This window comes from Brevibacterium sp. p3-SID960 (assembly GCF_025144725.1).
GTDB lineage: Bacteria > Actinomycetota > Actinomycetes > Actinomycetales > Brevibacteriaceae > Brevibacterium.
In genome coordinates, this window is the sequence record NZ_JALXKS010000018.1 from 1 (window position 1) to 25,512 (window position 25,512).

Annotated in this window: 20 protein-coding genes; 9 read left to right on the forward strand and 11 right to left on the reverse strand. The window is 66.3% G+C overall.

From position 1 onward, the window contains the following. Window positions 1-46: 46 nt before the first annotated feature. Window positions 47-946: a DUF817 domain-containing protein gene (locus M3B11_RS07005; protein ID WP_259876064.1), complete on the forward strand. Its 900-nt coding sequence runs from the start codon at window positions 47-49 to the stop codon at window positions 944-946. A gap of 67 nt (window positions 947-1,013) precedes the next feature. Here the strand turns inward: M3B11_RS07005 and fbaA are convergent, their stop codons facing one another. Further along, window positions 1,014-2,036: a class II fructose-bisphosphate aldolase gene (gene fbaA / locus M3B11_RS07010; protein WP_259876072.1), complete on the reverse strand. Its 1,023-nt coding sequence runs from the start codon at window positions 2,034-2,036 to the stop codon at window positions 1,014-1,016. 150 nt (window positions 2,037-2,186) lie between these two features. Continuing rightward, entirely contained in the window at window positions 2,187-3,179 is a 993-nt protein-coding gene (locus M3B11_RS07015) for a hypothetical protein (RefSeq protein WP_259876074.1), read from the reverse strand. A gap of 123 nt (window positions 3,180-3,302) precedes the next feature. Here M3B11_RS07015 and M3B11_RS07020 point away from each other — a divergent pair, with 123 nt between their 5' ends. The 6 genes from M3B11_RS07020 to M3B11_RS07045 all read left to right on the forward strand — a co-directional run bounded on the left by M3B11_RS07020 (window position 3,303) and on the right by M3B11_RS07045 (window position 10,046). Further along, window positions 3,303-4,697: an MFS transporter gene (locus tag M3B11_RS07020; protein ID WP_259876076.1), complete on the forward strand. Its 1,395-nt coding sequence runs from the start codon at window positions 3,303-3,305 to the stop codon at window positions 4,695-4,697. 127 nt (window positions 4,698-4,824) lie between these two features. Continuing rightward, the gene (locus M3B11_RS07025) at window positions 4,825-6,018 is read left to right on the forward strand and encodes an acyl-CoA dehydrogenase family protein (protein WP_170273633.1); all 1,194 of its coding nucleotides are present in this window, start codon (window positions 4,825-4,827) and stop codon (window positions 6,016-6,018) included. A 37-nt stretch (window positions 6,019-6,055) separates the two neighbouring features. Further along, window positions 6,056-7,198: an acyl-CoA dehydrogenase family protein gene (locus tag M3B11_RS07030; protein ID WP_259876085.1), complete on the forward strand. Its 1,143-nt coding sequence runs from the start codon at window positions 6,056-6,058 to the stop codon at window positions 7,196-7,198. A 192-nt stretch (window positions 7,199-7,390) separates the two neighbouring features. After that, on the forward strand, window positions 7,391-8,611 hold the full coding sequence (locus M3B11_RS07035) for an LppM family (lipo)protein (RefSeq protein ID WP_259876262.1): 1,221 nt from the start codon (window positions 7,391-7,393) through the stop codon (window positions 8,609-8,611). Window positions 8,612-8,691: 80 nt separating this feature from the next. Continuing rightward, on the forward strand, window positions 8,692-9,315 hold the full coding sequence (locus M3B11_RS07040) for a hypothetical protein (protein ID WP_259876091.1): 624 nt from the start codon (window positions 8,692-8,694) through the stop codon (window positions 9,313-9,315). After that, entirely contained in the window at window positions 9,312-10,046 is a 735-nt protein-coding gene (locus M3B11_RS07045) for an RES domain-containing protein (RefSeq protein WP_259876093.1), read from the forward strand. The genes M3B11_RS07040 and M3B11_RS07045 overlap by 4 nt, the downstream gene beginning before the upstream one ends. 95 nt (window positions 10,047-10,141) lie before the next feature. Here the strand turns inward: M3B11_RS07045 and M3B11_RS07050 are convergent, their stop codons facing one another. From M3B11_RS07050 to M3B11_RS07085, 8 genes are all read right to left on the reverse strand, one after another. Further along, window positions 10,142-11,266: an LppM family (lipo)protein gene (locus M3B11_RS07050; RefSeq protein ID WP_259876096.1), complete on the reverse strand. Its 1,125-nt coding sequence runs from the start codon at window positions 11,264-11,266 to the stop codon at window positions 10,142-10,144. 272 nt (window positions 11,267-11,538) lie between these two features. Beyond that, complete coding sequence (locus tag M3B11_RS07055) at window positions 11,539-12,207, reverse strand: TrmH family RNA methyltransferase (RefSeq protein ID WP_259876098.1); 669 nt, start codon at window positions 12,205-12,207, stop codon at window positions 11,539-11,541. Then, window positions 12,204-13,880, reverse strand: coding sequence for an ABC transporter permease (locus tag M3B11_RS07060; protein ID WP_259876103.1), 1,677 nt, complete (start codon window positions 13,878-13,880; stop codon window positions 12,204-12,206). Before M3B11_RS07060 ends, M3B11_RS07055 begins: the two co-directional genes overlap by 4 nt. Beyond that, window positions 13,881-14,783: an ABC transporter ATP-binding protein gene (locus M3B11_RS07065; protein WP_259876111.1), complete on the reverse strand. Its 903-nt coding sequence runs from the start codon at window positions 14,781-14,783 to the stop codon at window positions 13,881-13,883. 136 nt (window positions 14,784-14,919) lie between these two features. Next, window positions 14,920-15,480 carry an orotate phosphoribosyltransferase gene (pyrE, locus tag M3B11_RS07070; RefSeq protein ID WP_217006052.1) on the reverse strand — a complete coding sequence of 187 codons (561 nt, stop codon included), beginning with the start codon at window positions 15,478-15,480 and terminating at the stop codon, window positions 14,920-14,922. A 338-nt stretch (window positions 15,481-15,818) separates the two neighbouring features. Further along, on the reverse strand, window positions 15,819-16,658 hold the full coding sequence (locus M3B11_RS07075; protein ID WP_259876119.1) for an SDR family oxidoreductase: 840 nt from the start codon (window positions 16,656-16,658) through the stop codon (window positions 15,819-15,821). Between the two features lie 69 nt (window positions 16,659-16,727). Then, on the reverse strand, window positions 16,728-18,926 hold the full coding sequence (locus M3B11_RS07080; RefSeq protein ID WP_259876127.1) for a malate synthase G: 2,199 nt from the start codon (window positions 18,924-18,926) through the stop codon (window positions 16,728-16,730). Window positions 18,927-19,040: 114 nt separating this feature from the next. Next, complete coding sequence (locus M3B11_RS07085; protein ID WP_259876137.1) at window positions 19,041-20,438, reverse strand: FAD-binding oxidoreductase; 1,398 nt, start codon at window positions 20,436-20,438, stop codon at window positions 19,041-19,043. Between the two features lie 325 nt (window positions 20,439-20,763). On the opposite strand from M3B11_RS07085, the gene M3B11_RS07090 reads away from it, so the two are divergent. After that, window positions 20,764-21,555: an exodeoxyribonuclease III gene (locus tag M3B11_RS07090; RefSeq protein WP_259876139.1), complete on the forward strand. Its 792-nt coding sequence runs from the start codon at window positions 20,764-20,766 to the stop codon at window positions 21,553-21,555. Window positions 21,556-21,729: 174 nt separating this feature from the next. On the opposite strand, the gene clpB is transcribed toward M3B11_RS07090, so the two are convergent. Next, window positions 21,730-24,393: an ATP-dependent chaperone ClpB gene (gene clpB / locus M3B11_RS07095; protein WP_259876145.1), complete on the reverse strand. Its 2,664-nt coding sequence runs from the start codon at window positions 24,391-24,393 to the stop codon at window positions 21,730-21,732. 202 nt (window positions 24,394-24,595) lie between these two features. On the opposite strand from clpB, the gene M3B11_RS07100 reads away from it, so the two are divergent. Continuing rightward, window positions 24,596-25,423, forward strand: a complete 828-nt coding sequence (locus M3B11_RS07100) for an enoyl-CoA hydratase (RefSeq protein WP_259876146.1) — start codon at window positions 24,596-24,598, stop codon at window positions 25,421-25,423. The last annotated feature ends 89 nt before the right edge of the window (window positions 25,424-25,512 follow it).

The following is a 25,512-nucleotide window of genomic DNA, read 5'->3' on the forward strand; positions in this document are numbered from 1 at the left end:
CGACTGTCTGAATCCCACTCCCAGGCTGCGGTCCTACGGTAGACGCATGCCGTCTTCCCGCCGCCCGGACTTCACTCGCGTCGAAGCTGCCATCGATGCGTGGGCGCACCGGAGGCTGGCCACCGGCAAACTCGGTCGCGGCGGGCGTTTCGGCCACATCGTCACCGAGTTCACCGTCTTCGTCCTCAAACAGGCGTGGGCGTGCCTTTTCGGCGCAGCGATGCTGGCAGCGCTCGTCCTCACGCACTTCCTCTACCCGGCCGAAGCTAGGCTGTCCCGCAGCGATGCCCTCGTGATCATCGCCATCGGCATCCAAGTGGTCATGGTTCTCGGACGTCTGGAGACCGGCCGCGAGCTGTGGGTCATCATCCTCTTCCATCTTGTGGGCACCGGGATGGAGCTGTTCAAGACCTCCGTGGGGTCGTGGAGCTACGACGGTGCGGGCGTGCTGCGCATCGGTGCCGTCCCGCTCTACACCGGGTTCATGTACGCCGCCGTCGGCTCCTACCTCGTGCGCGTCTTCAAGCTCTTCCATCTGCGCTTCAGCCACTATCCGCCGATCTGGCTGACTGCCCTCATCGCCGCAGCGATCTACGTGAACTTCTTCACCCACCACTACCTGCCTGACATCCGCTGGCTGCTCGTCGCCGCGGTTCTCATCGTGTGGGGCCGGTGCATCATGCACTTCCGCAACCACCGTGATCAGCCCTACCGCCGGATGCCGATACTCGTCTCCTTCATCGGCGTAGCCTTCTTCATCTGGGTCGCCGAGAACATCGGCACTTACACCGGTTCGTGGATCTACCCGCACCAGTCAGACGGCTGGGAGCTCGTCTCGATCTCGAAGCTGGTCGCCTGGTTCCTCCTCGTGATCATCTCCGTCGTCCTCGTCACCTTCGTCTACCGGCCCCAGCCTCCCGTTTCGAACACTGGCAACCCGGTATGACAACGGCGGCCCCACCTCGGGGACGGGAGAACCCGTCTGAGGTGGAGCCGCCGATGCTGCGCTCAGGTCACTTCATGCGTTTGCCGGCCGAGCCGAGGTGTTCGCAGGCCTCGACGATGCGGGCGGCCATGTTCGCCTCTGCGGCCTTGCCCCAGGAGCGCGGGTCGTAGATCTTCTTGTTGCCGACCTCGCCGTCGATCTTGAGGACGCCGTCGTAGTTCTTGAACATGTGGTCGGCGACCGGGCGGGAGAAGGCGTACTGGGTGTCGGTGTCGATGTTCATCTTCACGACACCGTTGCGCACTGCCTCGGCGATGTCTTCAGCCGAGGAGCCCGAGCCGCCGTGGAAGACGAGGTCGAAGGGCTTCTCCTTGCCGACCTCAGCACCGACAGCGTCCTGGATCTCCCCCAGCAGCTCCGGGCGCAGCTTGACATTGCCGGGCTTGTAGACGCCGTGCACATTGCCGAAAGTCAGCGCCGTCAGGTAGCGGCCCTTCTCACCGGTGCCCAGCGCCCGTGCGGTGGCGAGGCCGTCTTCGACAGTGGTGTAGAGCTTGTCGTTGATCTCGTTCTCCACCCCGTCCTCTTCGCCGCCGACGATGCCGATCTCGACCTCGAGCAGCGTGTGGGCCTCCTGCGAGAGACGCAGCATCTCCTCGGCGATCTGCAGGTTCTCCTCCAGCGGCACGGCCGAACCGTCCCACATGTGCGAGCCGAACAGCGGCTGCTCACCGCGCTTGACGCGCTCAGTTGAGATCTCCAGCAGCGGCTTGACCCAGTGCTCAAGCGCGTCCTTGGGGGCGTGGTCGGTGTGCAGGACGATGTTGACGTCGTAGCTCTTGGCGACCTCCTGCGCGAAGACGGCGAAGGCGACTGCTCCGCGCACCCGGTCCTTGATGGTCGGGCCGGACATGTACTCCGCGCCGCCGGTCGAGATCTGGATGATGCCGTCGGACTCTGCTTCGGCGAAGCCGCGGATGGCGGCGTTGATGGTCTGCGAGGACGTGCAGTTCACGGCGGGGTAGGCGAACTGCTGCGACTTGGCACGGTCGATGAGCTCGGAATAGACCTCGGTCGTTGCGATGGGCATGGGTTTCTCCTTCGACGAGCAGGGATGGACGCATGGTCGGTCGTACTTCTGATCTTGTCACCTCGGGGTCCGTATTGCCACATGTGCATCGGCTGCAGGCGCGCGGTTCCGGGCTACCCATCTAGCTCAAGACTGAAAACCGACATGACTCTATTGTTGATAGCGCCCGTCTTCCGGTACATCTTCTTCGTCAACTTGCGTAGCGAACAGATTAACCGGACCCTCGTACATTGGGACACGAACATCCCATTTACTTGAGACTCTCATGCGATGACGCAACAGAGTACGAACCATCTCCTCGAGGTCGTACCACGCCTCGAACATGTCAGCGGATGGAATCATACCGGTGTGAATCAATTCATTTCGAACTCTAACCACCTTCTTGACGTGATTACTCCCCCAATCTCTGGCACTGGCTTTGTCAAGCGCAGCTCGGATATCTACGGGGTTAAGACGATTGCGGCCTCCAGAAAGCATATCTAACGTAGCCGACAGAATGACGTAACCTACTTCAGTGAGGCGATTCTCTACACCACGCGTATAAAATTTCAATGCAGAGCTAAGGATCGGGTCACCAGTGAACCCAGTAGCACTAGACTGGAGTTCTTCAAGCCCTATTCGACCGATCCCCGGCTGGAAGGTTCGAACTGCCGAGGTAACATCTAGAGCAATTGCGCCCTCGCCAGAGTCAACCACCATGAATTCCCCTATCCGCCGATCTAAAAACCGCTCGTCCAACACCGCACAAAGGGCGCCCAATGCTGACTCGCAGAGCTCTCTCGCCTCCCTCACTTGAATATCGGAGCGTTCGCGCTCTAAGTCGAATTGCGTACTAGCAATTGTGATAAACTGACCAGGACGAGACCATAGTTTGCGCGTTGTTTCAGATTCGTAAAAGTCTGATTCGCCGAAAATCACTACGTCCGTGTACTGGTAATGGAACGGTTCATCGGACTGGCTAATTTGCACTTCGCCGATACTTACCCCATCACCCGTTAGCTGCGGGACCGGTGAGCCCGAAAAACCTAGCTGGTAATGCACACTGCGCCCTTCAAGTTCGGTTGGGAGCATTTCACCCGTGTCGGGTGAAAACATATCCGTTGGCACCCGCACGGTCCCGGGTTTTTGAGTTCCGTTAGGCATAACAGCGATTCCCTTAGCTTTCGTTCGCGACCGCTCCACATTCCTGTCAAGAACAGTGCGATGTAACAAAGTTCTACCGCCCATATGATCTCGCAATAGATGGATCCCGGCTAGAGTCGAACCATGACCTCTTCTCCCCCGCCGTCCGGCGTCCCGGCCCCGGGGCAGGCCGCCGCAGCGCAGACACCGGCCGACACCGCGACAGGCCCGACACCGCGCGGGAGCTCGCGTACGGCGATCACCGCGTGGGCGCTGTGGGACTGGGGTTCGGCGGCGTTCAACGCCGTCATCATCACCTTCGTCTTCGCCCCGTACCTCACCAAAGCCGTCGCCTCGACCGAGGAGATCGGGTCCACGGCACTCGGCTGGTCGATGGCCGCCGCAGGCCTCATCATCGCCCTCGTCGCCCCAGCTGCCGGCACCCGGGCTGATGCCGGCGGGCGGCACAAGATGTGGCTGGGCGTCCACACGCTCATCGTCGTCGCCAGCATGGCCGGCATGTTCTGGGTCAAGGACACCCCGGACCATCTGGCGCTCGGGCTCATCCTGCTGGCTGCCGGCAGCGTCTTCTTCGAGTTCGCAGAGGTCTCCTACAACGGGCTCATGCTCCGCATCACGACACCGGCCAACATCGGCAAGGTCTCCGGGTTCGGCTGGGGCATGGGATACGTCGGCGGGCTTGTGCTGCTCGTCATCCTGCTGGTCACCGTCATCCAGCCCGAGGTCGGGCTCTTCGGCGCCACCGACGCAGACGGCCTGCACTACCGGATCGTCGCGGTGATCTCTGCGGCGTGGTTCCTGCTGTTTGCGATCCCCGTCTTCCTCTTCGCACCCGGTGCCGCCGACACAGCAGCCGTGCGCGAACAGGGCAATCCGGTCGCCGCCTTCGCCCGTGACTACAGGGCACTGGTCATCCGGCTGGTGACGATGTGGCGCGATGAGCGGCGGACGCTGAAGTTCTTCATCGCCTCGGCCGTGTTCCGCGACGGGCTGGCGGCCATCTTCGCCTTCGCAGGCGTCCTGGCAGCAGGTTCCTACGGGTTCTCCCCCGCTGATGTCATCATCCTCGGCGTCGCAGCCAACATCGTCGCCGGCATCGGGTCGATCCTCGCCGGGTTCCTCGATGACCGGTTCGGGCCCAAGAGCGTCATCATCGGCGGGCTCACCGTCCTCATCGTCGCCGGCACCCCGATCGTCTTCACCGACAGCGTCACAGTCTTCTGGGTCTGCGCAATGGTGCTGAGCTTCTGCGTGGGACCGGTGCAGGCGGCCAGCCGCTCCTTCCTCGCCCGCATCACCCCGCCGGAGAAGGCCGGAGAGAACTTCGGCCTCTACGCCACCACCGGCCGCGCCGTGAGCTTCCTAGGCCCGGCGATGTTCGCCGTGGCGATCGCGATCTTCGGCTTCCAGCGCGCCGGGGTCATCGGCATCATCGTCGTGCTGGCCCTCGGGCTCCTCCTCGTCATCCCTGTTCCCCAAGGCTCCGCCAAGGCAGCGATCGCACGCCGGGACACGTAACCACCGCCTCGGGCACGGCCACCAGTCAAGACCAGCCCTCCTGCCGCCAGCCGATCGAGTTGTGAGACCTCAACCACAGGCTTAGACTGAACGCACGCTCACTTATCGAACGATCGAGGTAGTTCTTATGGATCATCTGCTCAGCCCGGAAGAGCTCGATTTCGCCCATCAGATGCGCGAGTTCTTCCGCACCGAAATCCCCGAGGAAATCCGCTACCGCCAGGCCATCGGCCAGGAGCTTTCCAAAGAGGACATCGTCACCAGCCAGCGCATCCTCAACAAGCACGGCTACGCGGTGCCGAACTGGCCGGTCGAATGGGGCGGCCAGGACTGGACGCCCGTGCAGCGCCACATCTGGCTTGAGGAGATGCAGCTGGCCTCCGTGCCGACTCCGCTGCCGTTCAACACCGCGATGGTCGGCCCGGTGATCGCGACGTTCGGCTCCCGGGAGCTCAAGGAGCGCTTCCTGCCGGCCACCGCCAACATCGACATCTGGTGGTCGCAGGGCTTCTCCGAGCCCAATGCCGGCTCCGACCTCGCCTCGGTCAAGACCTCAGCGGTGCGCAAGGGCGATGTCTACATCGTCAACGGCCAGAAGACCTGGACGACGCTCGGCCAGTACGGCGACTGGATCTTCAACCTCGTGCGCACCGACCCGGATGCCAAGAAGCAGGCCGGCATCTCGTTCCTGCTCATCGACATGAAGTCCCCCGGTGTCACCGTCCGCCCGATCGAGCTCATCGACGGCGGCCACGAGGTCAACGAAGTGTTCTTCGACAACGTCGAGGTCCCCGTCGAGAATCTCGTCGGCGAAGAGAACAAGGGCTGGACGTACGCGAAGTTCCTGCTCGGCAACGAGCGCACCGGCATCGCCCGGATCGGCGACTCGAAGGTCGCACTGGCCCGCGTCAAGGCCTACGCCGCGGCCACCAAGACCTCCCGCGGCACGCTGCTCGACGACCCGCTGTTCGCAGCCCGCCTGACGAAGGTCGAAGCCGAACTCACCGCTTTGGAGTTCACCCAGCTGCGGATCCTCTCGACCCAGGTCGCAGGCGATGACAAGCCGGATCCGCGCTCCTCGGTGCTCAAGCTGCGCGGCTCGATGATCCAGCAGGACATCTCCGAGCTCATGATGGACGTGCTCGGCCCGCAGGGCATCGACTTCGTCGACAGCCGCGAGGTGCCCACCGGCTTCACGACCCTGCCTCCGGGTGCTGTCGATGCCGGCCCGCACTACTACAACTACCGCAAGGTCACCATCTACGGCGGCTCCTCGGAAGTCCAGCGCTCGATCATCTCGAAGGCTCTGCTCGGACTCTGATCCGCAGGCTCGACTCTTTCACCACTAGGAGAACTCAATGGATCTCGAACTCACAGACGTCCAGCAGGAGCTTGCCTCGACCGTCGGCCGCCTGCTTTCCACCAAATACGACGCCGCCACCCGCGACGAGGTGCTCGCCTCCGAAACCGGCTACAGCGCGGACATGTGGAACCAGTTCGCTGAGATCGGCCTGCTCGGCCTGCCGATCGACGAAGACTACGACGGCGCCGGCATGGGATTCGCCGAAGTCGCCGTCGTCATGGAGCAGTTTGGCCGCGCACTGACCTTGGAGCCGTACCTGGCGACCGTCGTGCTCGGTGCCGGGCTCATCACCGCCGTCGGCACCGACGAACAGAAGTCGGAACTGCTGCCCGGTGTGGCAGCCGGCGAGACGAAGCTGGCGCTGGCCGCCTACGAACCGGCCGGACGCTACGATCTTACGCACCCAGGCACCACCGCCTCGGTCTCGGAGTCCGGCGTGACCCTGACCGGCGAGAAGTCCGGTGTGCTCGGACTCGGTGCTGCTGACCGGCTCATCGTCTCAGCCGCCGTCGACGGCGGGGTTGGCCTGTTCTTCGTCGACCCGGCGGCCGAGGGTGTGACGATCGACGTGCGCACTCAGGCCGATGGCCACAAGGCCGGCTCAGTGCTCTTCGACAGCGCCCCGGCCACCCGCCTGGGCGAAGGCGATGCGACCGAGGCGATCGCCGAGGTCATCGACACCGCCAACGCCGCCCTGTGCGCCGAGGCCGTCGGCGCGATGGAGGCCTCGCTGAAGATGACCGCCGAATACCTGCACACCCGCGAGCAGTTCGGCTTCCCGATCGGCCGCAACCAGGTCCTGCAGCACCGCGCAGCCGACCTGTACGCCACGCTCGAGTACGCCAAGAGCATGGCCCTGTACGCCAAGCTCGCCGTCATCGAGAACAACCCGCAGACCCGTCACCGGGACGTCATCGCAGCCAAGCTCGTCATCGACGACGCCTGCCGGCACATCAGCCAGGAGGCAATCCAGATGCACGGCGGCATCGGCATGACGATGGAGTACCCGATCGGCCACTACGCCAAGCGGCTGACGGTCATTCCGCGCACCTTCGACGAAGCCGACGCGTTGACCGCCGAGCTTGCCGAGATGGGCGGGCTCATCGAAGCCCGTGCAGCCGACCTGCAGGCCGGCTGAGACCGCGGGCGGCAGACCGAGACTCCCGGCCTGACCCGCGCACTCCCCTGAACCGACCCCGAGGTGGTGAGAGCCGCCTCGGGGTCGGTTGCTGTGCACAGACGATGGGCACGGTGGCTGCCGGCGGTGAGTTCAGTTAGGTTGAGGAGTGCACTGCGCTGCCGCCAGTGATGACCCGCCGAAGGAACCGCGATGACCCTGCCCCGGATTTCTGCCACCCGCCACCTGGCAGTCGTCGTCCTGCTCGTCCTCACCGTCCTGCTCACCGGCTGCATGAAGATCAACGGCGACCTCGCCATCAGCAGGGACCTGAAGGTCTCCGGCACCGTCGACGCACTCATCGAGCGCACTGCCGTTGAAGACCTCAGCGCATTCGACTCCAGCACCTACGGCTCAGGCACCGGCGACGCTGACACCCTGATCGATGAGTCGATCGAAGAGGCACGGCAGACCCTGCCTGCAGGTGTCACGGTGGAGAAGATCGCCGATGAGCAGTACATCGGGGCGCGCTACACCTACGATGCGGTCGACCCCAGGCATATCGCGGTGGAGGACTTCGGCCTCAGCGGACTGCACCTCAGTGACCAGGACGACGAGATCACCCTGCGCATGCCCAACTTCCTCCTCATCGATGACCATGACCCCAGCTATGGGTCCGCCGGCTGGAGTCATGCTCCCGGCCGGTTCATGTTCGATGAGGCGAAGATGACGTTCACGTTCCCCAGTCGTGTCATCAGCGCACCCGGCGGCGAGGTCAAGGGGAAGACAGTCACGTTCGATCTGCGGCAATTCTCAGGCGACACCGTCACGGTGACGGCGAAGGCCTCGTCGTTTCCCTGGTGGGTCCTGTTCGTCGTCGGCGGGGTGCTCGTGCTGCTCATCGTGGCCGGAGTCATCGTCGCCGTCGTCGCGCGCAGGAAGCGTCAGCGGCAGGCGATGCCGCCTGCGCCTGGTTACGGTGGGCCCGGTTACGGTGGGCCCGGTTATGGAGCAGGTCCCTGGATGCCAGGGCCGGGAGGACCGGGATACGGCGGGCAAGGGTACGGTTCAGCAGGACCGGGGCCTGCAGCTCCTGGATATCCCGGACCGGTGGGAGCCGCCGGTCCGCCGCCAGCTGGGCCCGGTGCGGGCCCGCCGCAGAATCAGCCGATGCCCCCGCACGCTCAGCCGGGGACCTATGGTCAGCCCACCCCATATACGTCTGGTCCTGCGCACCCGCCGGGCCAGCCTCATTCGGGAGCTGCGCATCCGGGGCCGGCACAGCCGGGGCAGCTAGGTATGCCGCACCCAGGGCCTGCGCAGCCGGGGCCGGGGCAGCCGGGGCCAGGGCCTGAGTCGGCTGCGCCGAATGACCACCGTCGTTTTGCCCCACCCGAATCGCGCACGCACATGAAACGGTCGGGCGCAGACTGATACCTCCTGCAGCGATGCAGCACATGTAGCTCATGGTCTTATCAAGCTACATCGCTACAATAGCGTGGAGGAGGGCCGCCATGACCATCAGCAGTTCAGACCAGTTTCACGTCAGCGATGTCAACGACCACCTCGAGGTCGTAGGAGCCAGCAAGGAAGAATTGGAGCAAGCTCTCGCTCTGATCCGGGCCAGTCGGCACAAGAAAGTCGAAGCACGGGCTGCTTTCGCGTCCTACGTCCGCCAGACGATGTTCGCCGAGAGCGCAGCGCTCATTTCGCTTGCATCGCAGAAGCAGGTCCAACGAAGCGCGGGCCTCCGGCAGCACCTCATGGACGTCGAGGGCTTCGAAACCTATGCTTCTCTGGCAGAAACACGCAACTCTCTGGAGAGCTCTGTTCGCACGTGGGTTTCGCGGAAGCGGAAGCGCAATGAGCTGTTCACCATCGAGCTCAATGGGGCCACCATGATTCCCACGGTTCAGCTCACGAGCTCAGGTGATGAGGACCCTCGCATTGTCGAACTCATGCGCCCCCTCCTCGACGCCGGCCTCGACGGCTGGTCACTCTGGGCATGGCTCACACAGCCGAACGGGCTGCTCAGTGGAGAGGTTCCAGCCGAAGTGGTGAAGACCAACACTCGACGAGCGGTACGAGCCGCGGACCGCTACGCGGCTGAGATTCGACGCGCAACGGAAAGCGCATGACCCGTGATCTCCCTCCCCAGGACCTGCAATGTCCTGACCCGGAGGGCTGCACGGTAGCCGCTGCTGAATTAGAGGCCCTAGCCGAAGCAGGAAAGCTGCCTGTCGTCACAATCCCGAGCACCCGGCACTGGTATCGGGTCTACGACTCGCAGGACGGCTTCAGCCACCCGAACCCCGGGTACGGGGACACCAGGTTCGCACCATTCGATGCGCTCGAGACACAGGAGCGTGTTCCGACGCTCTACCTCGCTGAATCGCTTGCCGCAGCATTGCTCGAAACCAGCTTTCATGACGTTCATGCACAGACACCGCGAGTCGTGTCGGAACTGTCGCTGCACGGCAAACTGCACGCTCGGCTCATTCCGCCCTGTGATGTGGAGCTGACCGATCTTCGGGACTCCCAGCTGAGCCGACTCGGCTTCACGCGACCTCAGCTTGCGAGCAGCTCACCCGAGCACTATCCGTGCACGCGCCGGGTGGCCCGGGCAGTTCACGCAGCTCCACAGAACTGTGCAGGAATCATCTGGCATTCGCGCCAGGCGGAGCTCAGCAGTGCAGGTCCTGCTGAGGTGGCCGTTGTCTTCGCAGACCGCGTCGCGCATACACGCGGAGCCTGGAAGCTCGGCCCCTATCGAGACGCTTACGGTTCGCTTCTCGAAGGGACTGGCCGTCTCATCCTCGATGAGGTCGCTGAGATCCTCAACGTCACCATCTCGCAGATCGATCTCTGACCGCCTGTCGGCGCGGTCTCCCTGTACACGGCTGAGGGGCCCAGACGGATGTCTGAGCCCCTCAGCGTTCAGCGCATGTCATGTGCGCTCAGCTTTCACTGTCGCGGCGGCTGCGGACCTGAGCCGTATCCGGGATTGCCGTAACCCGGGTGCCCTGGGCCCTGCTGACCGTACTGCTGACCGGGTTGGCCGTACTGCTGGCCAGGCTGGCCGTGTCCCCACTGCGGCTGCGAACCGCCCTGCTGTCCGTAGGGTCCTGGTGCCGAACCGGGCGCCTGCGGCGGCTGCACGCGGCCGGGTCCACCGGGCTGTCCCTGCTGGGGCGGCTGCCCCTGCGGGCCAGGCTGGCCCTGCGGTCCGGGGTGTCCGTACTGGCCGGGAGCCGAAGGGCCGGCGCTGGGCTGACCGTACTGGCCCGGCTGACCGTACTGGCCCGGTACGCCGTAGGAGGCGGCAGCGGCGGGACCGCCCTGGTGCTGCTGTTGCTTCTTCTTCCGCGAGAGCAGGACGGCGAGCAGAATGCCGCCGCCGATGAGCAGCAGCAGAAGGATGCCGCCGATGACGAAGAGGACCCACCACGGGAAAGACGAGCTCTTCGCCTTGACGGTGATGGTGTCGCCGTCGAAGCTCTTCAGGTCGTAGGTGACGACATTGTCCTCGATCTGACCACCGGGGGCGTCGATGATCTTGCCGGGGAACGTGAGCTTGACGGTGGCCTCGGTGAACAGACTGGCGGGATCGCCACCAGCGGTCTCGTATTCGCCGACACCGGATCCCAGATCGGAGGAGCGGATGAAGTTCGGCATCGAGAACGAGATCTCGCCGTTCTCCTTGCTGATCGACAGGCCATCAAGACCAGTCTCAGTGCCGCCGGTCAGCGCATTCGGGTCGACCTTGTCGAGAATGAGCTTCATGCCGAGATCGGTGTCCGTGGAGATCTTCTCCACCGCCACCCCTTCAGGTGCCTCAGCCTGTGCTTCCCGGATGGACTCGTCGACATCGCCTTCATAGTCAGTCGGAGTCCCGTAGCCGCCGTACTGGGAGGACTGGTCTTCGAGCATCTGCCGGTCGAACGTGTACTGCAAGGTGCCGCTGACCTTGAGGTCCTTGTCGATCTCCATGTCGAAGCTGATGGCCATGCATCCGGTGAGGACGAACCCCAGCAGGAGCATCAAGCCGACAGCCAGCGGCTTCGTCACTCGGTCTTTCAGCGTCTTCATGGGGCACCTCTCACGCATCGTCACCGCCACGGCTTCGCGGCGCTGGTCTCAACCTATCGGAACACATGCGGGCTCGCCACACCGACAACCGGTCCCGCCTCGGCGTCGGAGACCACGTCACCGGACGGGGGCGGTGCGGGTCGGCTCAACGATATGGCGGCCACGGGTGAGCAGGCGTGCGCCGGTGAGGAGATCGTAGGCAGGGTGTGAGTCTGTGCCCGTGGGCGCATAGCCGCGCCCTGCGGCAGTCACAGCCAGGGTGACCGGCTGGCTCAGCTGACCGTCTGGCCGAAGGCGTGCCTGCGGATCCAGGCGTGCATGGCGATCGCCGCGGCGGCAGCGGCGTTCATCGACCGGGTCGAGCCGTACTGCTCGATCGACAGCACAGCTTCGCACGCCTCATGGGCGGCGTCGGTGAGGCCAGGACCCTCCTGGCCGAAGAGGAACACGCAGTTCTCCGGCAGCTCGTAGGTCTCCAAGGGCACGGAGTCGGGGAAGTTGTCGACGCCGATAAGCGGCAGGTGCCTGTCGGCGCACCAGGCGACCAGCGCCTCGGCGTCGGGGTGGTGGTGCAGGTGCTGGTAGCGGTCGGTGACCATCGCCCCGCGACGGTTCCAGCGGCGCCGGCCGACGATGTGGACTGCGGCGGCGTTGAAGGCATTGGCGGTGCGCACGACTGAGCCGATGTTCAGGTCGTGCTGCCAGTTTTCGACGGCGACGTGGAAGCCGTGGCGGGTGCGGTCGAGATCGGCGACGATCGCCTCGAGCTTCCAGTACCGGTAGCGATCGACGACGTTGCGGCGATCGCCCTCGGCGAGCAGCGCGGGGTCGTAGTGCTCGCCGGTGGGCCATTCACCGGCCCAGGGGCCGACGCCGACGGTGGTGTCGGCATCGGCCCCTGGTGCAGGCGTTGGGCGCTCGGCGCCCGTAGGCTGGGTCACGGCTTCTTCTTGGAGCCGGACTTCTTCGCCGCAGGCTTCTCGTCTGTCGACTTCTTCACTGCAGGCTTCTTGGCCGCAGGCTTCGCCTTCGTGGCGGTCTTCGCAGCGGGCGACCCGCCAGAGGTCTCCTCAGTTGCGTCAGCGTCGCCAGTCTTGCCCGCCTCGGCGTCGGCATCTTCTGCGTCTGCGGAGTCGCCGGCGGCAGCGGACTTCTTCTCCGCCTCGGCGGCGGCGCCCTTCTTGCGCGGCTTGACGGTGCGTCCGCCGTGGCCGGCCCCGCGCAGCAGGTTCTTCTCATACGCACCCGCGGCGAGGGCGAAGGCGATGAGCGCGACGACGAGTGCGATGCCGGCGGCCAGCAGGCCCTCCCACCATTCGGCCCGGCCGGCGAAGTAGCGCATCGGCATAGCGACCGGGGCGGTGAACGGGACGTAGGACATGATGCGCAGGATGTCGGCCTTGAGCGCGAACACCATCGGCACGAAGGCGCCGGCGGCGGCGAGCAGCACGATGAGGCCGCAGCTGATCTGGCGAGCGCGGCGCCCAGCTGGGGTGGCCGCCCACAGGAACAGCGACATGTACAGCAGCACCACGATGAGGAAGATCGCTGAGAACCAGCCGATGCCCGGCAGCGCGGCCATCGCCAGGGAGTTGAACGAGGCGATCGACAGGCCGAGCATGAGCACACCGACGGTGATGACGAGGTAGACGAGTGCGAGCACCGTCAGCCCGTAGACCCGGCCCCAGGCGGCAGCCTTGGGCGGGATGGTGGCGGCGATGACCTCGGCGAGCCGGTTGCGCTTCTCAACCCGGGCATTGGCGTACAGAGCCGCACCGAGGGTCAGCACGGAGGCGAGCAGCAGCATGGCCATGCCCCAGACGAGCACCGAGCTGGCGGTGGCCGGCACCGGCGGCTCCTCAAGGTAGGTCACCTCGATCTCCGGCTGCAGCTGGTTCATGATCTCCGTCGGCTTGGAGTTCAGCGCCACCAGCTGCTCCTGGCCCATGCCCGAGGGGTCGACGATGAGTGCGGCGTCGGCTTCGCCGGTGCGCACGAGCTCCTGGGCCTCTTCGACGGAGTCGACGTCCTTGATTTTCAAGCCCAGCTGCTGTTCGGCAGCTGCCGCCTGCTCGCCGAGTCCGACGGTGGCCAGAGTCGAGTCACCGGCGGCGGCTTCCGGGCTGGCGTTCTGCGCGCCGATGATGATCGCAGCGATGACGGCCAGGCCGAGGATCAGGCTGGTGACGTAGAACAGCGGCGAGCGGGACACGGAGACGGTCTCGCGGTTGGACACGAGCCAGGCGGCCTGCCGGCCGGTGAGGTCGCGGAACTCGGACACGAGCCCGGTCTTGGGTTCGCTGCCGGGATCCGGGCGGTCTTCGCGCAGCTCATAGGGCACATCGGCATCGGTGAGCAGATCGTCATCGGCATCGATCGTCTCGACCGGGATCTCGTCGTCGGCGTCAGTGTCGACGGCTGCGTCGGCGCCCTCGGCGTCAGCGTCGTCGGCGAGGGCGTCGGCTTCGCCGGGATCGGTGTCCTCATCGAGGATGACGAGGTCGTCATCGGCGCCGGGAGCCGTCGGGTCGGCTGGGTCGACCGGGGTGCTGGCCTCAGCTGGGTCGGTGGGGTCGACCGGGTCGGTGAGGTCCTTCTTGTTCTTGTCGGTCACTCAGATCCTCTCCTTCAGCAGCTCGGCCAGGCTCGCGTTGTGCGCACCATATTCTGTCACGCCGCTCGTCGCAGCCACGGCCGCGAAGGCCGCCTGCGGATCGGATGCGGAGAAGACCACCAGCTCGCGGTCAGCTGCGCCGGTCTCCTCATCGTCTGCGACATCGATGCCAGGGTGGGCAACCAGGCTGGCGCGTCCCGCCTCGGCGGCGGCTGCGGTCTCGTAGCGGGCGGCGTACAGGTTCGCGTCCCGGCGCAGCGTGGCCAGTGGACCCTTCCCGACGACCTTGCCGTGGTCGAGGGCGATGACGTCATCAGCGACCGATTCGGTCAGCTCATAGGAATCGGAGGTGAAGATGACCGGGACGCCGGAGTCGGCGTGGTCGCGCAGCAGGCTGAAGACCTTCTGGGTGCTGGCGGCGTCGAGACCGTCGAACGGCTCGTCGAGCACCACGACGTCCGGATCGGCAGCGAGCACGGCGGCGATCTCAGCCCGGGCGACCTCGGTGCCGGACAGGTGCGACAGCGGCGCGTAGGCGCGGTCGGACAGGTCGAGGCGCGAGAGCAGAGTGACGGCGTTGCGCTCGGCTGCTCCCATCGTCATGCCGTGCAGTCGTGCGAGGTAGACGATCTGCTCGAGGACCTTCATCCCCGGGTAGCCGCCGCGTTCAGCAGGCAGATAGCCGAAGTTCTGCCGGTCGCCGAAGCCCAGTTCGTGGCCTTCGAGTTCGACGGTGCCCTCATCGGGGGTGATGAGGCCCATGATGACGCGGACGAGTTCGGTCTTGCCGGAGCCGCGCTGGCCGACGATGCCGGTCAGGCGGCGCGGGCGGGCGGTCAGCGATACGTCCTTCAGCCATGTCTTGCGGCCGGACTTGAGCGTGATGCCGGTGAGTTCGAGCACGGGTGGTCCTTCGATTGACGGGGGTGCGCGCCGCGTGCGGCGCCGGATCTAGTGTTGCGTGCGGTGTCAGCTGCCGTCCAATCCCAGCGGTGGCGGCACCGGGCCCGAGGCGCCGGCCCGGTTGGGATCGTGAGGCTCAGTCGAGTCCGAGGTCGCTGGTGCTCAGCGCGATGAGGTACGGCAGGCCTGCCGCCTCGACGCGCTCCTTGGCGCCGGTGCTGCGGTCCATGACGACGGCGACGGCGATGACCTCGGCGCCGGCTTCGCGCAGCGCTTCGACGGCGGTGAGCACGGAGCCGCCGGTCGTCGAGGTGTCCTCGACGGCGATGACCTTGCGGCCGCGCACATCGGGGCCTTCGACGCGGCGGCCCATGCCGTGCTCCTTGGCAGCCTTGCGCACGACGAAGGTGTCCTTGGGGGTGCCGCGGACGACGGAGCGGTGCATGATTGCGGTGCCGACCGGGTCAGCGCCCATCGTCAGGCCGCCGATCGCCTCGACCTCGTCGAGGTATCCGGTGGACTCCAGCAGGTCGAGCATGACGTCGCCGATGAGCGGGGCGCTGCGGTGGTCGAGGGTGACCCGGCGCAGGTCGAGGTAGTAGTCGGCCTCCTGACCGGAGGACAGCGTGACCTTGCCGCGCACGACAGCGAGTTCGTCGATGAGCTGCAGCAGCTGGGATTTCGCAGTTTCTGACATGCGCTCAGTCTACGTGGACGAAGCCGAGTGCCAGCTGAAGAGGTCCTGCCTGGAGAAACACAAAGACCCCGGGGCGCGTCACGCGTCTTCCCGGGGCCTTTGCAGCACTCCCCTCGAGTACCCGGACGCATCCCCATACGTCCGTCATTCGCCCGATCCCCACCGGGTCGAATTACCTCCATTTAACCATGGATTAGTTGATTTGTGAACTTGTCCTGCTAACAAAACAGCGCCGATCGCACACGGTGCCTGAGACCGAACATCGGCCTCCTCCAACGGCTGGATTCCATGCTTCGGTCTGCGTCTGCGAACCGGCTTATGAACGGATCACGCTGGTCTCAGCGGCGTGGTTGCCGGGTGAAGCGGAAGCCGTTGCTGGCGAACCGGATGAGCGGCCGCGGCAGCACCTGGGCTGCGGCATAGGCGAGCTTGTACTGCACCCCGGGCACCGAGACGACCTTGCCTGCGCGGGCATCGCGCAGCCCCTGCCGGGCGACGGTCGAGACGTCGACCCAGGCTGCGGCCGGCAGACGCGACATGTCGACATCCATGCGGTCGTGGAACTCGGTGCGCACGAACCCGGGCAGCACCGCGGTGGCGGTCACGCCGGTGCCGGCGAGTGCGGCGGCGAGGCTCTCGGTGAAGATGAGCACATGGGACTTCGCCCCGGCGTAGGTGCCCATCGTCGTGACCGCGGCCATCGAGGCGATGTTCACGATGCCGCCGCGGCCGCGGGCGCGCATCGCATGGGCGGCATGCCAGGAGATGTCCTCAACGGCGCGGATGAGCACGGTGTCGAGCTTTGCGAGCTCCGCCGGGTCGGTTCTCAGCAGCGAGGTGCGCAGTCCGTAGCCGGCGTTGTTGACGACGACGTCGACGCGGCGGGAGTCGATGAGGTCGGTGACCTGCCGGATCCCGCCGATCGTCCCATCACCCTCCGTCCGGCTGAGGTCGCAGCTGAGCACCTCGCAGACGATCCGGTAGCGGTGCATGAGCCTGACCGCTGTGGCGTCGAGGCGCTCGAGGTCGCGGGCGACGAGGATGAGCCGGTAGCCGTCGGCTGCGAGCTCATGGGCGATCGCCAGCCCGATGCCGCTGGTGGCACCGGTGATGAGGGCGACCGGCGCCTCGGGCGCGGGGGCTGCGAGCACGGGACTCGGGCTGGGTGTCGATGCCATGGCCACAGCATAGGCGCACATGACTGATCCCGCCCTGTCATCTGCAGGGCGGGATCAGACGGCTGCGGCTCAGGCGCGCTGCTCGGCCTTCTTGGCCCGGCGGGCGCGGTGGAGGATCGGCTCGGTGTAGCCGCTGGGCTGGCTGGCGCCGTCGACGATGAGCGAGCGGGCGGCTTCGAAGGCGATGCCGCTGCCCTTGCCGTCGGTGACGAGTGGCTCGTAGTTCGGATCTCCGGCGTTCTGCTCATCGACCACAGCGGCCAGGCGGTGAAGGCTCTCATCGACCTGCTCGAGGCTGATGATGTCGTGGGCGAGCCAGTTGGCCAGCAGCTGACTGGAGATCCGCAGGGTGGCGCGGTCCTCCATGAGGGCGACGTCGTGGATGTCGGGCACCTTCGAGCAGCCCACACCCTGGTCGACCCAGCGGACCACGTAGCCGAGGATCGACTGGACGTTCTCATCGACCTCGGTCTGGCGCTGCTCATCGGTCAGCGCCGCCGGGTCGCCGAGCGGCAGTACGAGCAGCGGGTCGAGCCCGGCGGGTTCGCGGGTGGCGATCTCGCCCTGGATCTCGAAGGCGTCTGCCTGGTGGTAGTGCAGTGCGTGCAGGGTGGCGGCGGTCGGCGAGGGCACCCAAGCGGCGGTCGCGCCGGCCTTCACGTGGCCGATCTTCTGCTCGAGCATGTCGTGCATGAGGTCGGGCATCGCCCACATGCCCTTGCCGATCTGGGCGTGGCCCCGGAAGCCGGCGGCCAGGCCGATGTCGACGTTGGCGTCCTCGTAGGCCTTTAGGAAGCTCTGCGACTTCATCTCCGCTTTGCGCACGACCGGCCCAGCCTGCATCGAGGTGTGGATCTCATCGCCGGTGCGGTCGAGGAAGCCGGTGTTGATGAATACCACGCGGTCGGCTGCCTGGGCGATCGCGGCGGCGAGGTTGGCGCTGGTGCGGCGCTCCTCGTCCATGATGCCGATCTTGAGCGTGCGCGCAGGCAGGTCAAGGAGCTGCTCGACGCGGGCGAAGAGCTCGACGGCGAAGGCGACTTCGTCGGGCCCGTGCATTTTCGGCTTGACGATGTACATCGAGCCGGCACGCGAGTTGCCGGTTCCGGCGCGCAGGGCCGGCGCGGCGGCGAGCGCGGTCATGATCGCATCGAGGATGCCCTCGGGGATCTCCTCGCCGTCGGCGCCGAGGATCGCATCGGTGGTCATGAGGTGGCCGACGTTGCGCACGAACAGCACCGACCGGCCCGGCAGGGAGATCTCGTCACTGCCGTCAGGTGCCCAGTAGGTGCGGTCGGGGTTGAGCGACCGGGTGAAGGTGCGCCCGTTCTTCGTCACCTCTTGGGACAGGGTGCCGGTGGCCAGGCCGCGCCAGTTGCGGTAGCAGAGCGTTTTGTCCTCGGCATCGACGGCGGCCACGGAGTCCTCGAGATCGATGATCGTGGTGACGGCGGATTCGACGACGATGTCCTCGATACCGGCGGCATCGGTCGTGCCGATCGTGCCGGTGGGGTCGAAGACGATGTCGATGTGCAGGCCGTTGTGGCGCAGCAGCACGTGCGTCGGCGAGTCCGGGTCACCGGAGAACCCGGCGAACACCTCGGCAGCGGCAAGTGCTGCCTCGGTGCCGCCGCTGAGCGTGACATGCAGCTGGCCGCTCTCGACCCGGTAGCCGGTGGCATCGGCGTGTGAGCCCTCGGTCAGCGGCGCGGCGGTATCGAGCAGTTCGCGGCCCTTGGCGATGACGGCGGCGCCGCGAGTCGGGTTGTAGTCGCTGCCTGGTGCCAGCTCGCCGCTCTGGTCGATGGCGTCGGTGCCGTAGTAGGCGTCGTAGAGCGAACCCCAGCGGGCGTTCGCGGCGTTGATGGCGAAGCGCGCGTTGGAGACCGGCACGACGAGCTGCGGGCCGGCCTGGTCGGTGATCTCCGGGTCGACGTTCTCGGTGGTGACCTTCACCTCCGCCGGAGCGGGGACGAGGTAGCCGATCTCCTCGAGGAAGGCCCGGTACTCCTGGGGATCCGGGGTGCCGGGGTTCGCGCGGTGGTAGTCGTCGATCCTGCGCTGCAGCTGTTCGCGGATCTCAAGCAGCTCGCGGTTGCGCGGGGTGAGGTCGGAAAGCAGCTCAGCGACCCCGCTCCAGAACGCGTCGGCGGCGAGTCCGGCTGCCGGCAGCGCCTCGCGTTCGGTGAAGTCAGCCAGCTCAGCGGCGACCTGCAGACCAGCGCGCGTCACTGTGTTCGATGCGGTCGTCTGATCGTTGTCAGTCATCGTCATTCCTCCATGCTGGGGATGCAGGGGGATGCTGCGAGCGGGCACACCTGCACTATCGATTCCATTACGTGGAATAGTGTATCTATATTGCGGATGCTTGTGAAGCAGCTCTCAGCGACCGGGCTCGTCGGGCACGAGGATCGATCCGGGGTTGAGGATTCCGTCGGGATCGAGTGCCTTCTTGATGCGGTGGTTGAGCTCGAGGACGTCAGCGCCGAGGCAGTCGGCCAGCCATGGGCGCTTGAGCCGGCCGACGCCGTGCTCACCGGTGATGGTGCCGCCGAGGCTGATGGCCAGCACCATGACCTCGCCGTAGGCGATGTGGGCACGCTCGTGCTGCGCGGGGTCGGAGCGCTCGAGCACGATGAGCGGGTGGGTGTTGCCGTCACCGGCGTGGGCCATCGTGGCGATCGTGACGTCGTTCCTCTCCGCGATCTCGGCGATGCCGAAGACGAGGTCGCCGAGGCGCGGCAGCGGGACCCCGACGTCTTCCAACAGCACAGCGCCGAGGCGTTCGATGGCCGGGATCGCCATCCGGCGGGCGACGACGAAGGCTTCGCCGTCGGCTGGGTCGTCGGTGGCGAAGCACTCGGTGGCCCCGGTTGCATTGCAGATCTTCTCGATGCGCCGGATCTCGTCGAGGGCCGCGCCGCTGGGCTCATCGGATTGGGCGATGAGCATCGCTGCGGCGTCGCGGTCAAGGCCCATCTTGGTGGCGTCTTCGACGGCGTTGATGGTGGTCTGGTCCATGAATTCGAGCATCGATGGGCGCATCTGCCGGGTGATGTCCAGCACCGCATCGGTCGCCGCGTCGAGCGTGGGGAAGGCGGCGACGAGGGTCGTCGGCTGCTTCTGGGCGGGGATGAGGCGCAGCTGGACTTCGGTGAAGATGCCGAGCGCGCCCTCGCTGCCGACGAACAGCTTCGTCAGCGACAGTCCGGCGACGTCCTTGATGCGCGGGCCGCCGAGGGTGACGGCTCGGCCGTCGGCGAGGACGACGGTGACACCGAGGACGTAGTCGGTCGTGACGCCGTACTTCACGCAGCACAGGCCGCCGGCGTTGGTGGCGACGTTGCCGCCGATCGAGCAGATCTCGAAGGATGACGGATCCGGCGGGTACCACAGTCCGTGTTCGGCTGCGGCGGCTTTGACCTCGGCGTTGAGTGCCCCGGGCCCGGCGGTGACGGTGCAGGTGACGGGGTCGACCTCGATCTTGTTCATCCGGTCGAGGGAGACGACGATGCCCCGCTCGACTGCGGTACTGCCTCCGGAGAGCCCTGTTCCGGCTCCGCGCGGGACGATCGGGGTGCGGTGCTTCGCCGCGATCGTGACGACCTGCTGGACCTGCTCCGTCGTCGTCGGACGGACAACGACGAGCGGCATGCCGGCAGCGGGGTCGTTGGCGCGGTCCCACCGGTAGGCCTCCATGCTGACCGGGTCGGTGACGAGGATGTCGTCCGACAGGGCGGCGATGATGTCGTCGAGTGCGTGAGCGTCATTGCGTTCCATCTGCAGACTTTCCTCCCAGCCGATGTGACGCACGTTACCATTTCGCCGCCCGGACTGATCGACCGGGTCGGCATTTCAGGACGGCACCTGTTTCAGCACGGCCCTGTTTCAGCACGGCCCTGTTTCAGGACGGCACCCGTTTCAGCACGGCACTGTTTCAGGACGGCACCCGTTTCAGCACGGCACCTGTTCGCGCTGCGGGCGCTCACCTCGGGCCGCTTACGAGGCGTGGGTCCAGGGAGGCGTGGGTCCAGGGAGGCGTGGGTCCAGGGAGGCGTGGGTCCAGGGAGGCGGCAGCGGCTGTGTCCTCGGTTAGAGTGGGGGCGTGCGAATCGCTACGTGGAACGTGAACTCTGTCAGGGCCCGCGCCGAACGCATCGGCGCATGGCTGGAGCGCTCGGATGCCGATGTGCTCGCCATCCAGGAACTCAAGTGCAAGGACGCGCAGATGCCCGTCGCGATCTTCGAGGAGCGCGGGTACGAAGTCGCCTATCACGGGCTGAACCAGTGGAACGGGGTGGCGATCGCCTCCCGGGTGGGGCTTGCCGATGTGCAGCTCGGCTTCGAGAACGTGCCCGGCTTCGGCGATGACGACGCCGTGGAGGCCCGCGCCATCAACGCCGACTGCGGCGGGGTGCGCGTGCATTCGCTGTATGTGCCCAACGGCCGCGAGCTCGATCATCCGCACTATGACTACAAGCTGCGGTGGCTGTCGGCGCTGCGCGATGACGTCACCGCGCAGCTGGCAGCAGACCCTGAGGCCACGCTCGTGCTCTGCGGCGACTTCAACGTCGCCCCGCACGATGAGGACGTGTGGGACATGGAGGCCTTCGCCGGCTGCACGCACGTCTCCCAGCCTGAGCGCGACGCCTTCCAGGCACTCCTCGACGCCGGCCTGACCGATGTCGCCCGCCCGTTCACTCCCGGCCCCGGTGTGTACACGTACTGGGACTACCAGAAGCTGCGCTTCCCCAAGAAGGAGGGCATGCGCATCGACTTCCAGCTCGCCTCCGCAGCACTGGCCGAGGCAGCGACCGGTGCGTTCATCGACCGCGAGGAGCGCAAGGGCAAGGGAGCATCCGACCACGCCCCGGTCGTCGTCGACTACGCACTCTGAGCCGAGGCGCAGCGAACCGCGTGAGCCTGACGGGCCATCGCGCGCTGGCCGCCCAGGCTGGTCGCCGGCGGCTCAGTGCTGAATCGACTGCGGGGCGCGGCACCCAGACGTGCCGCACCCACGCAACCACCAACTCACACGATGCCTGCGCATCGTCGTTGGGACTGACGATCGTCAGTCGATGACCTCGCCGTCGATGATCTCGGGATCATCGCTGTCGTCGGTCTCGCCCTCGGTGACCGAGGTGAGGGTCAGACCTTCGGCAGCGCCCGCCTCGGCGTCGGTGTCCGGGCGATCGACCCGGACGGTATCACCGTCGCGCACAGCACCGGCAAGGATCTCGCGAGCCAGCCGGTCGCCGATCTCACGCTGGACGAGCCGGCGCAGCGGACGAGCACCATAGGCCGGGTCGTAGCCTTCCCAGGCGAGCCACTCGGCAGCCGCCGGAGTGATCTCCAGGTGAAGCCGGCGCTCGGTGAGCCGGGCCTGCATGGCAGCGATCTGCAGGTCGACGATCCGGGCGAGCTCGTCCTGGCTGAGGGCATCGAAGATGACGATGTCATCGAGCCGGTTGAGGAACTCGGGCTTGAACGCCGAATGCACCACACCCATCACCTGGTTGTGCTGCTGTTCGACGTCGAGCGTCTGGTCGACCAGGAACTGCGAGCCGAGGTTCGAGGTGAGGATGAGGATCGTGTTGCGGAAGTCCACGGTCCGGCCCTGGCCGTCGGTCAGCCGGCCGTCGTCGAGGACCTGCAGCAGGATGTCGAAGACATCCGTATGGGCCTTCTCCACCTCGTCGAGCAGCACCACCGAATACGGGCGGCGGCGCACCGCCTCGGTCAGCTGGCCACCGGATTCGTATCCGACATAGCCCGGAGGTGCGCCGACGAGCCGAGAGACCGAGTGCTTCTCGCCGTACTCGCTCATATCGATGCGCACGAGCGCGCGCTCGTCATCGAAGAGGAAGTCGGCAAGCGCCTTCGCCAGCTCCGTCTTGCCCACACCGGTGGGGCCGAGGAACAGGAACGAACCGGTCGGCCGGTTCGGATCCGAAACCCCGGCACGCGAGCGGCGGATCGCATCGGCGACCGAGCGCACAGCAGACTGCTGGCCGATGAGCCGGCGGCCGATGTGCTCCTCAGCATGCAGGAGCTTCTCGCGCTCGCCTTCGAGCAGCCGGCCGGCGGGAATGCCGGTCCAGGCTGCGACGACCTCGGCGATGTCGTTCTCGGTGACCTGGTCGCCGACCATCGTCTGCGCACCGGCCCTGGACTCAGCCGCCTCGGCTTCGGCGATCTGCTTCTCCACGGCCGGGATCTCGCCGTAGAGCAGGCGCGAGGCCTTTTCCAGGTCGACGTCGCGGCGGGCGATCTCGGCCTGCGAGCGCAGCTCGTCGAGCTTCTCGCGCAGCTCACCGACGCGGTTGATGTCCGCGCGCTGTTTCTCCCATGCGGCGTTGAGACCGGCGAGCTCCTCCTGCTTGTCAGCCAGGTCCTCGCGCAGGGCGGCCAGGCGCTCGACCGAGGCCGGGTCGGATTCCTTGGCCAGGGCCATCTCCTCCATCTTCAGCCGGTCGACGGCGCGGGAGAGCTCGTCGATCTCAACGGGCGCGGAGTCGATCTCCATGCGCAGCCGGCTGGCGGCCTCATCGACGAGGTCGATGGCCTTGTCGGGCAGCTGACGGTCGGCGATGTAGCGGTTCGACAGGCTGGCCGCGGCCACGAGTGCGGCATCGGCGATCGTGACCTTGTGGTGGGCTTCGTAGCGCTCCTTGAGCCCGCGCAGGATCGCGACTGTGTCCTCGACGCTCGGCTCGCCGACGAACACCTGCTGGAAGCGGCGTTCGAGCGCGGGATCCTTTTCGATGTTCTCGCGGTACTCATCGAGGGTCGTCGCGCCGACCATGCGCAGCTCACCGCGGGCGAGCATCGGTTTGAGCATGTTGCCGGCGTCCATCGAGGAGTCACCGGAGGCACCAGCACCGACGAGTGTGTGCAGCTCGTCGATGAAGGTGATGACTTGGCCGTCGGAGGACTTGATCTCCTCGAGCACGGCCTTGAGGCGCTCCTCGAACTCGCCGCGGTACTTCGCACCTGCGACCATCGCGGAGAGGTCGAGGCTGATGAGGCTCTTGTTGCGCAGCGATTCGGGCACGTCGCCGGCGACGATGCGCTGTGCGAGGCCTTCGACGACGGCGGTCTTGCCGACGCCGGGCTCGCCGATGAGCACCGGATTGTTCTTCGTGCGGCGCGAGAGCACCTGCACGACCCGGCGGATCTCCGAATCACGGCCGATGACCGGATCGAGCTTGCCTTCGCGGGCCTGGGCGGTGAGGTCGACGCCGAACTTCTCCAGGGACTGGAAGGTGTCCTCCGGGTTCTCGCTGGTGACCTTCCTGCCGCCGCGCACCTCGGGCAGGGCGGCGAGCAGGCCGTCGCGGGTGACAGACTGACTGGTCAGCAGCCGACCGACCTCGGCGGTGTCTGCGGCGGCGGCGATGAGCAGGTGCTCGGTGGAGACGAACTGGTCGCCAAGGGCCTGCATCTCCTGTTCGGCGTTGTTGATGAGCTGCAGTGCCTGACGGGACAGCTGCGGCTGGGAGACAGACGAGCCCGAGGCCGACGGCAGACCGGCAACGGTGCGCTCGGCTCCTGCCCGGATGGCAGCCGGGTCGGCGCCCATGTGTTCGAGCAGGGCGGCAGCGATGCTCTCAGGCTGGCTGAGCAGGGCCGCGAGCAGGTGGGCCGGCTCGACCTGCGAGTTGCCGCGGGTGACGGCATCCTTGACCGCCGCGGAGAGCACCTCCTGCGATTTGGTGGTGAACTTGGCTTCCATCGGAGTTCCTTTCAGCGCCGGCATGCCGACGCGGATGAGCGTGATAGTGAATCTTCTGATCAGCACAACACCGTCAAAGTTGAGTCTATTCCACTCAACCTTGGTTTTCGAGAGGTTCTCCCCCGTTCCCGACGGGCCGGCCACCTTGCCCAGTGAGCGGTCGGCTCGTGCAGCTGTCAGTGGCGGGTGTCACACTGGTGCCATGACGAACGAAACTGCCACCACCGCCTCGGCGCCTGCCACCACTGATGCACCTGTCACTGTCACCGTCGAGGGCGCGGTCGCCCTCGTCATGATCGATGCCGCCCAGACCCGCAACGCTTTGTCGATGCCGGTCATGGGTGCGTTCATCGACGCGCTCACCGAGATCGGCGAGCGCACGGATGTGCACGCTGTTGTGCTCTCGACGGCCGGGCACGTGTTCTGCTCCGGGCACGATCTCAAGGAGATCCGCGGAGCTGATCATGCCCGGCAGCAGGAGATCTTCAAACGCTGCTCGGAGCTCATGCTGCTCATCCAGTCGATCCCGCAGCCGGTCATCGCCGCTGTCCAGGGTGTCGCCACTGCCGCCGGTTGCCAACTCGTGGCCACCTGTGACCTGGCCGTTGCTGCCGAATCAGCCCGGTTCGGAACCCCGGGAGTGCGGATCGGACTGTTCTGCTCGACGCCGATGGTCGCGCTCTCGCGGGCGGTGCCGCGCAAGACGGCGATGCGGATGCTCATGACCGGTGATCTGCTCGATGCTCGCCAGGCGCTGAACTCGGGGCTCGTCTCCCATGTCGTTGCCGATGACGAGCTGGCTGCCGCCGCCTCGCAGGTTGCGCAGACGGTTGCCGAGGCCTCGGCTGCCACGGTGGCGATCGGCAAGGAGGCGTTCTACCAGCAAATTCACCTCGATACGCCTTCTGCGTATGCGCAGATGTCGGAGACGATGGCGGCCAATGCCGTCATGCCCGATGCGCAGGAGGGCATCGATGCGTTTCTGACCAAGCGCCAGCCGCAGTGGCGGCACCGCACAGACGACGCCTGATCCAGGGCCCTGGACGGACGGCCCGGCCGGCACGGCCGGACCGAGTCGGCCGAGTTGGGTCAGCCGAGTCGGGTCAGGCAACGGAGCCC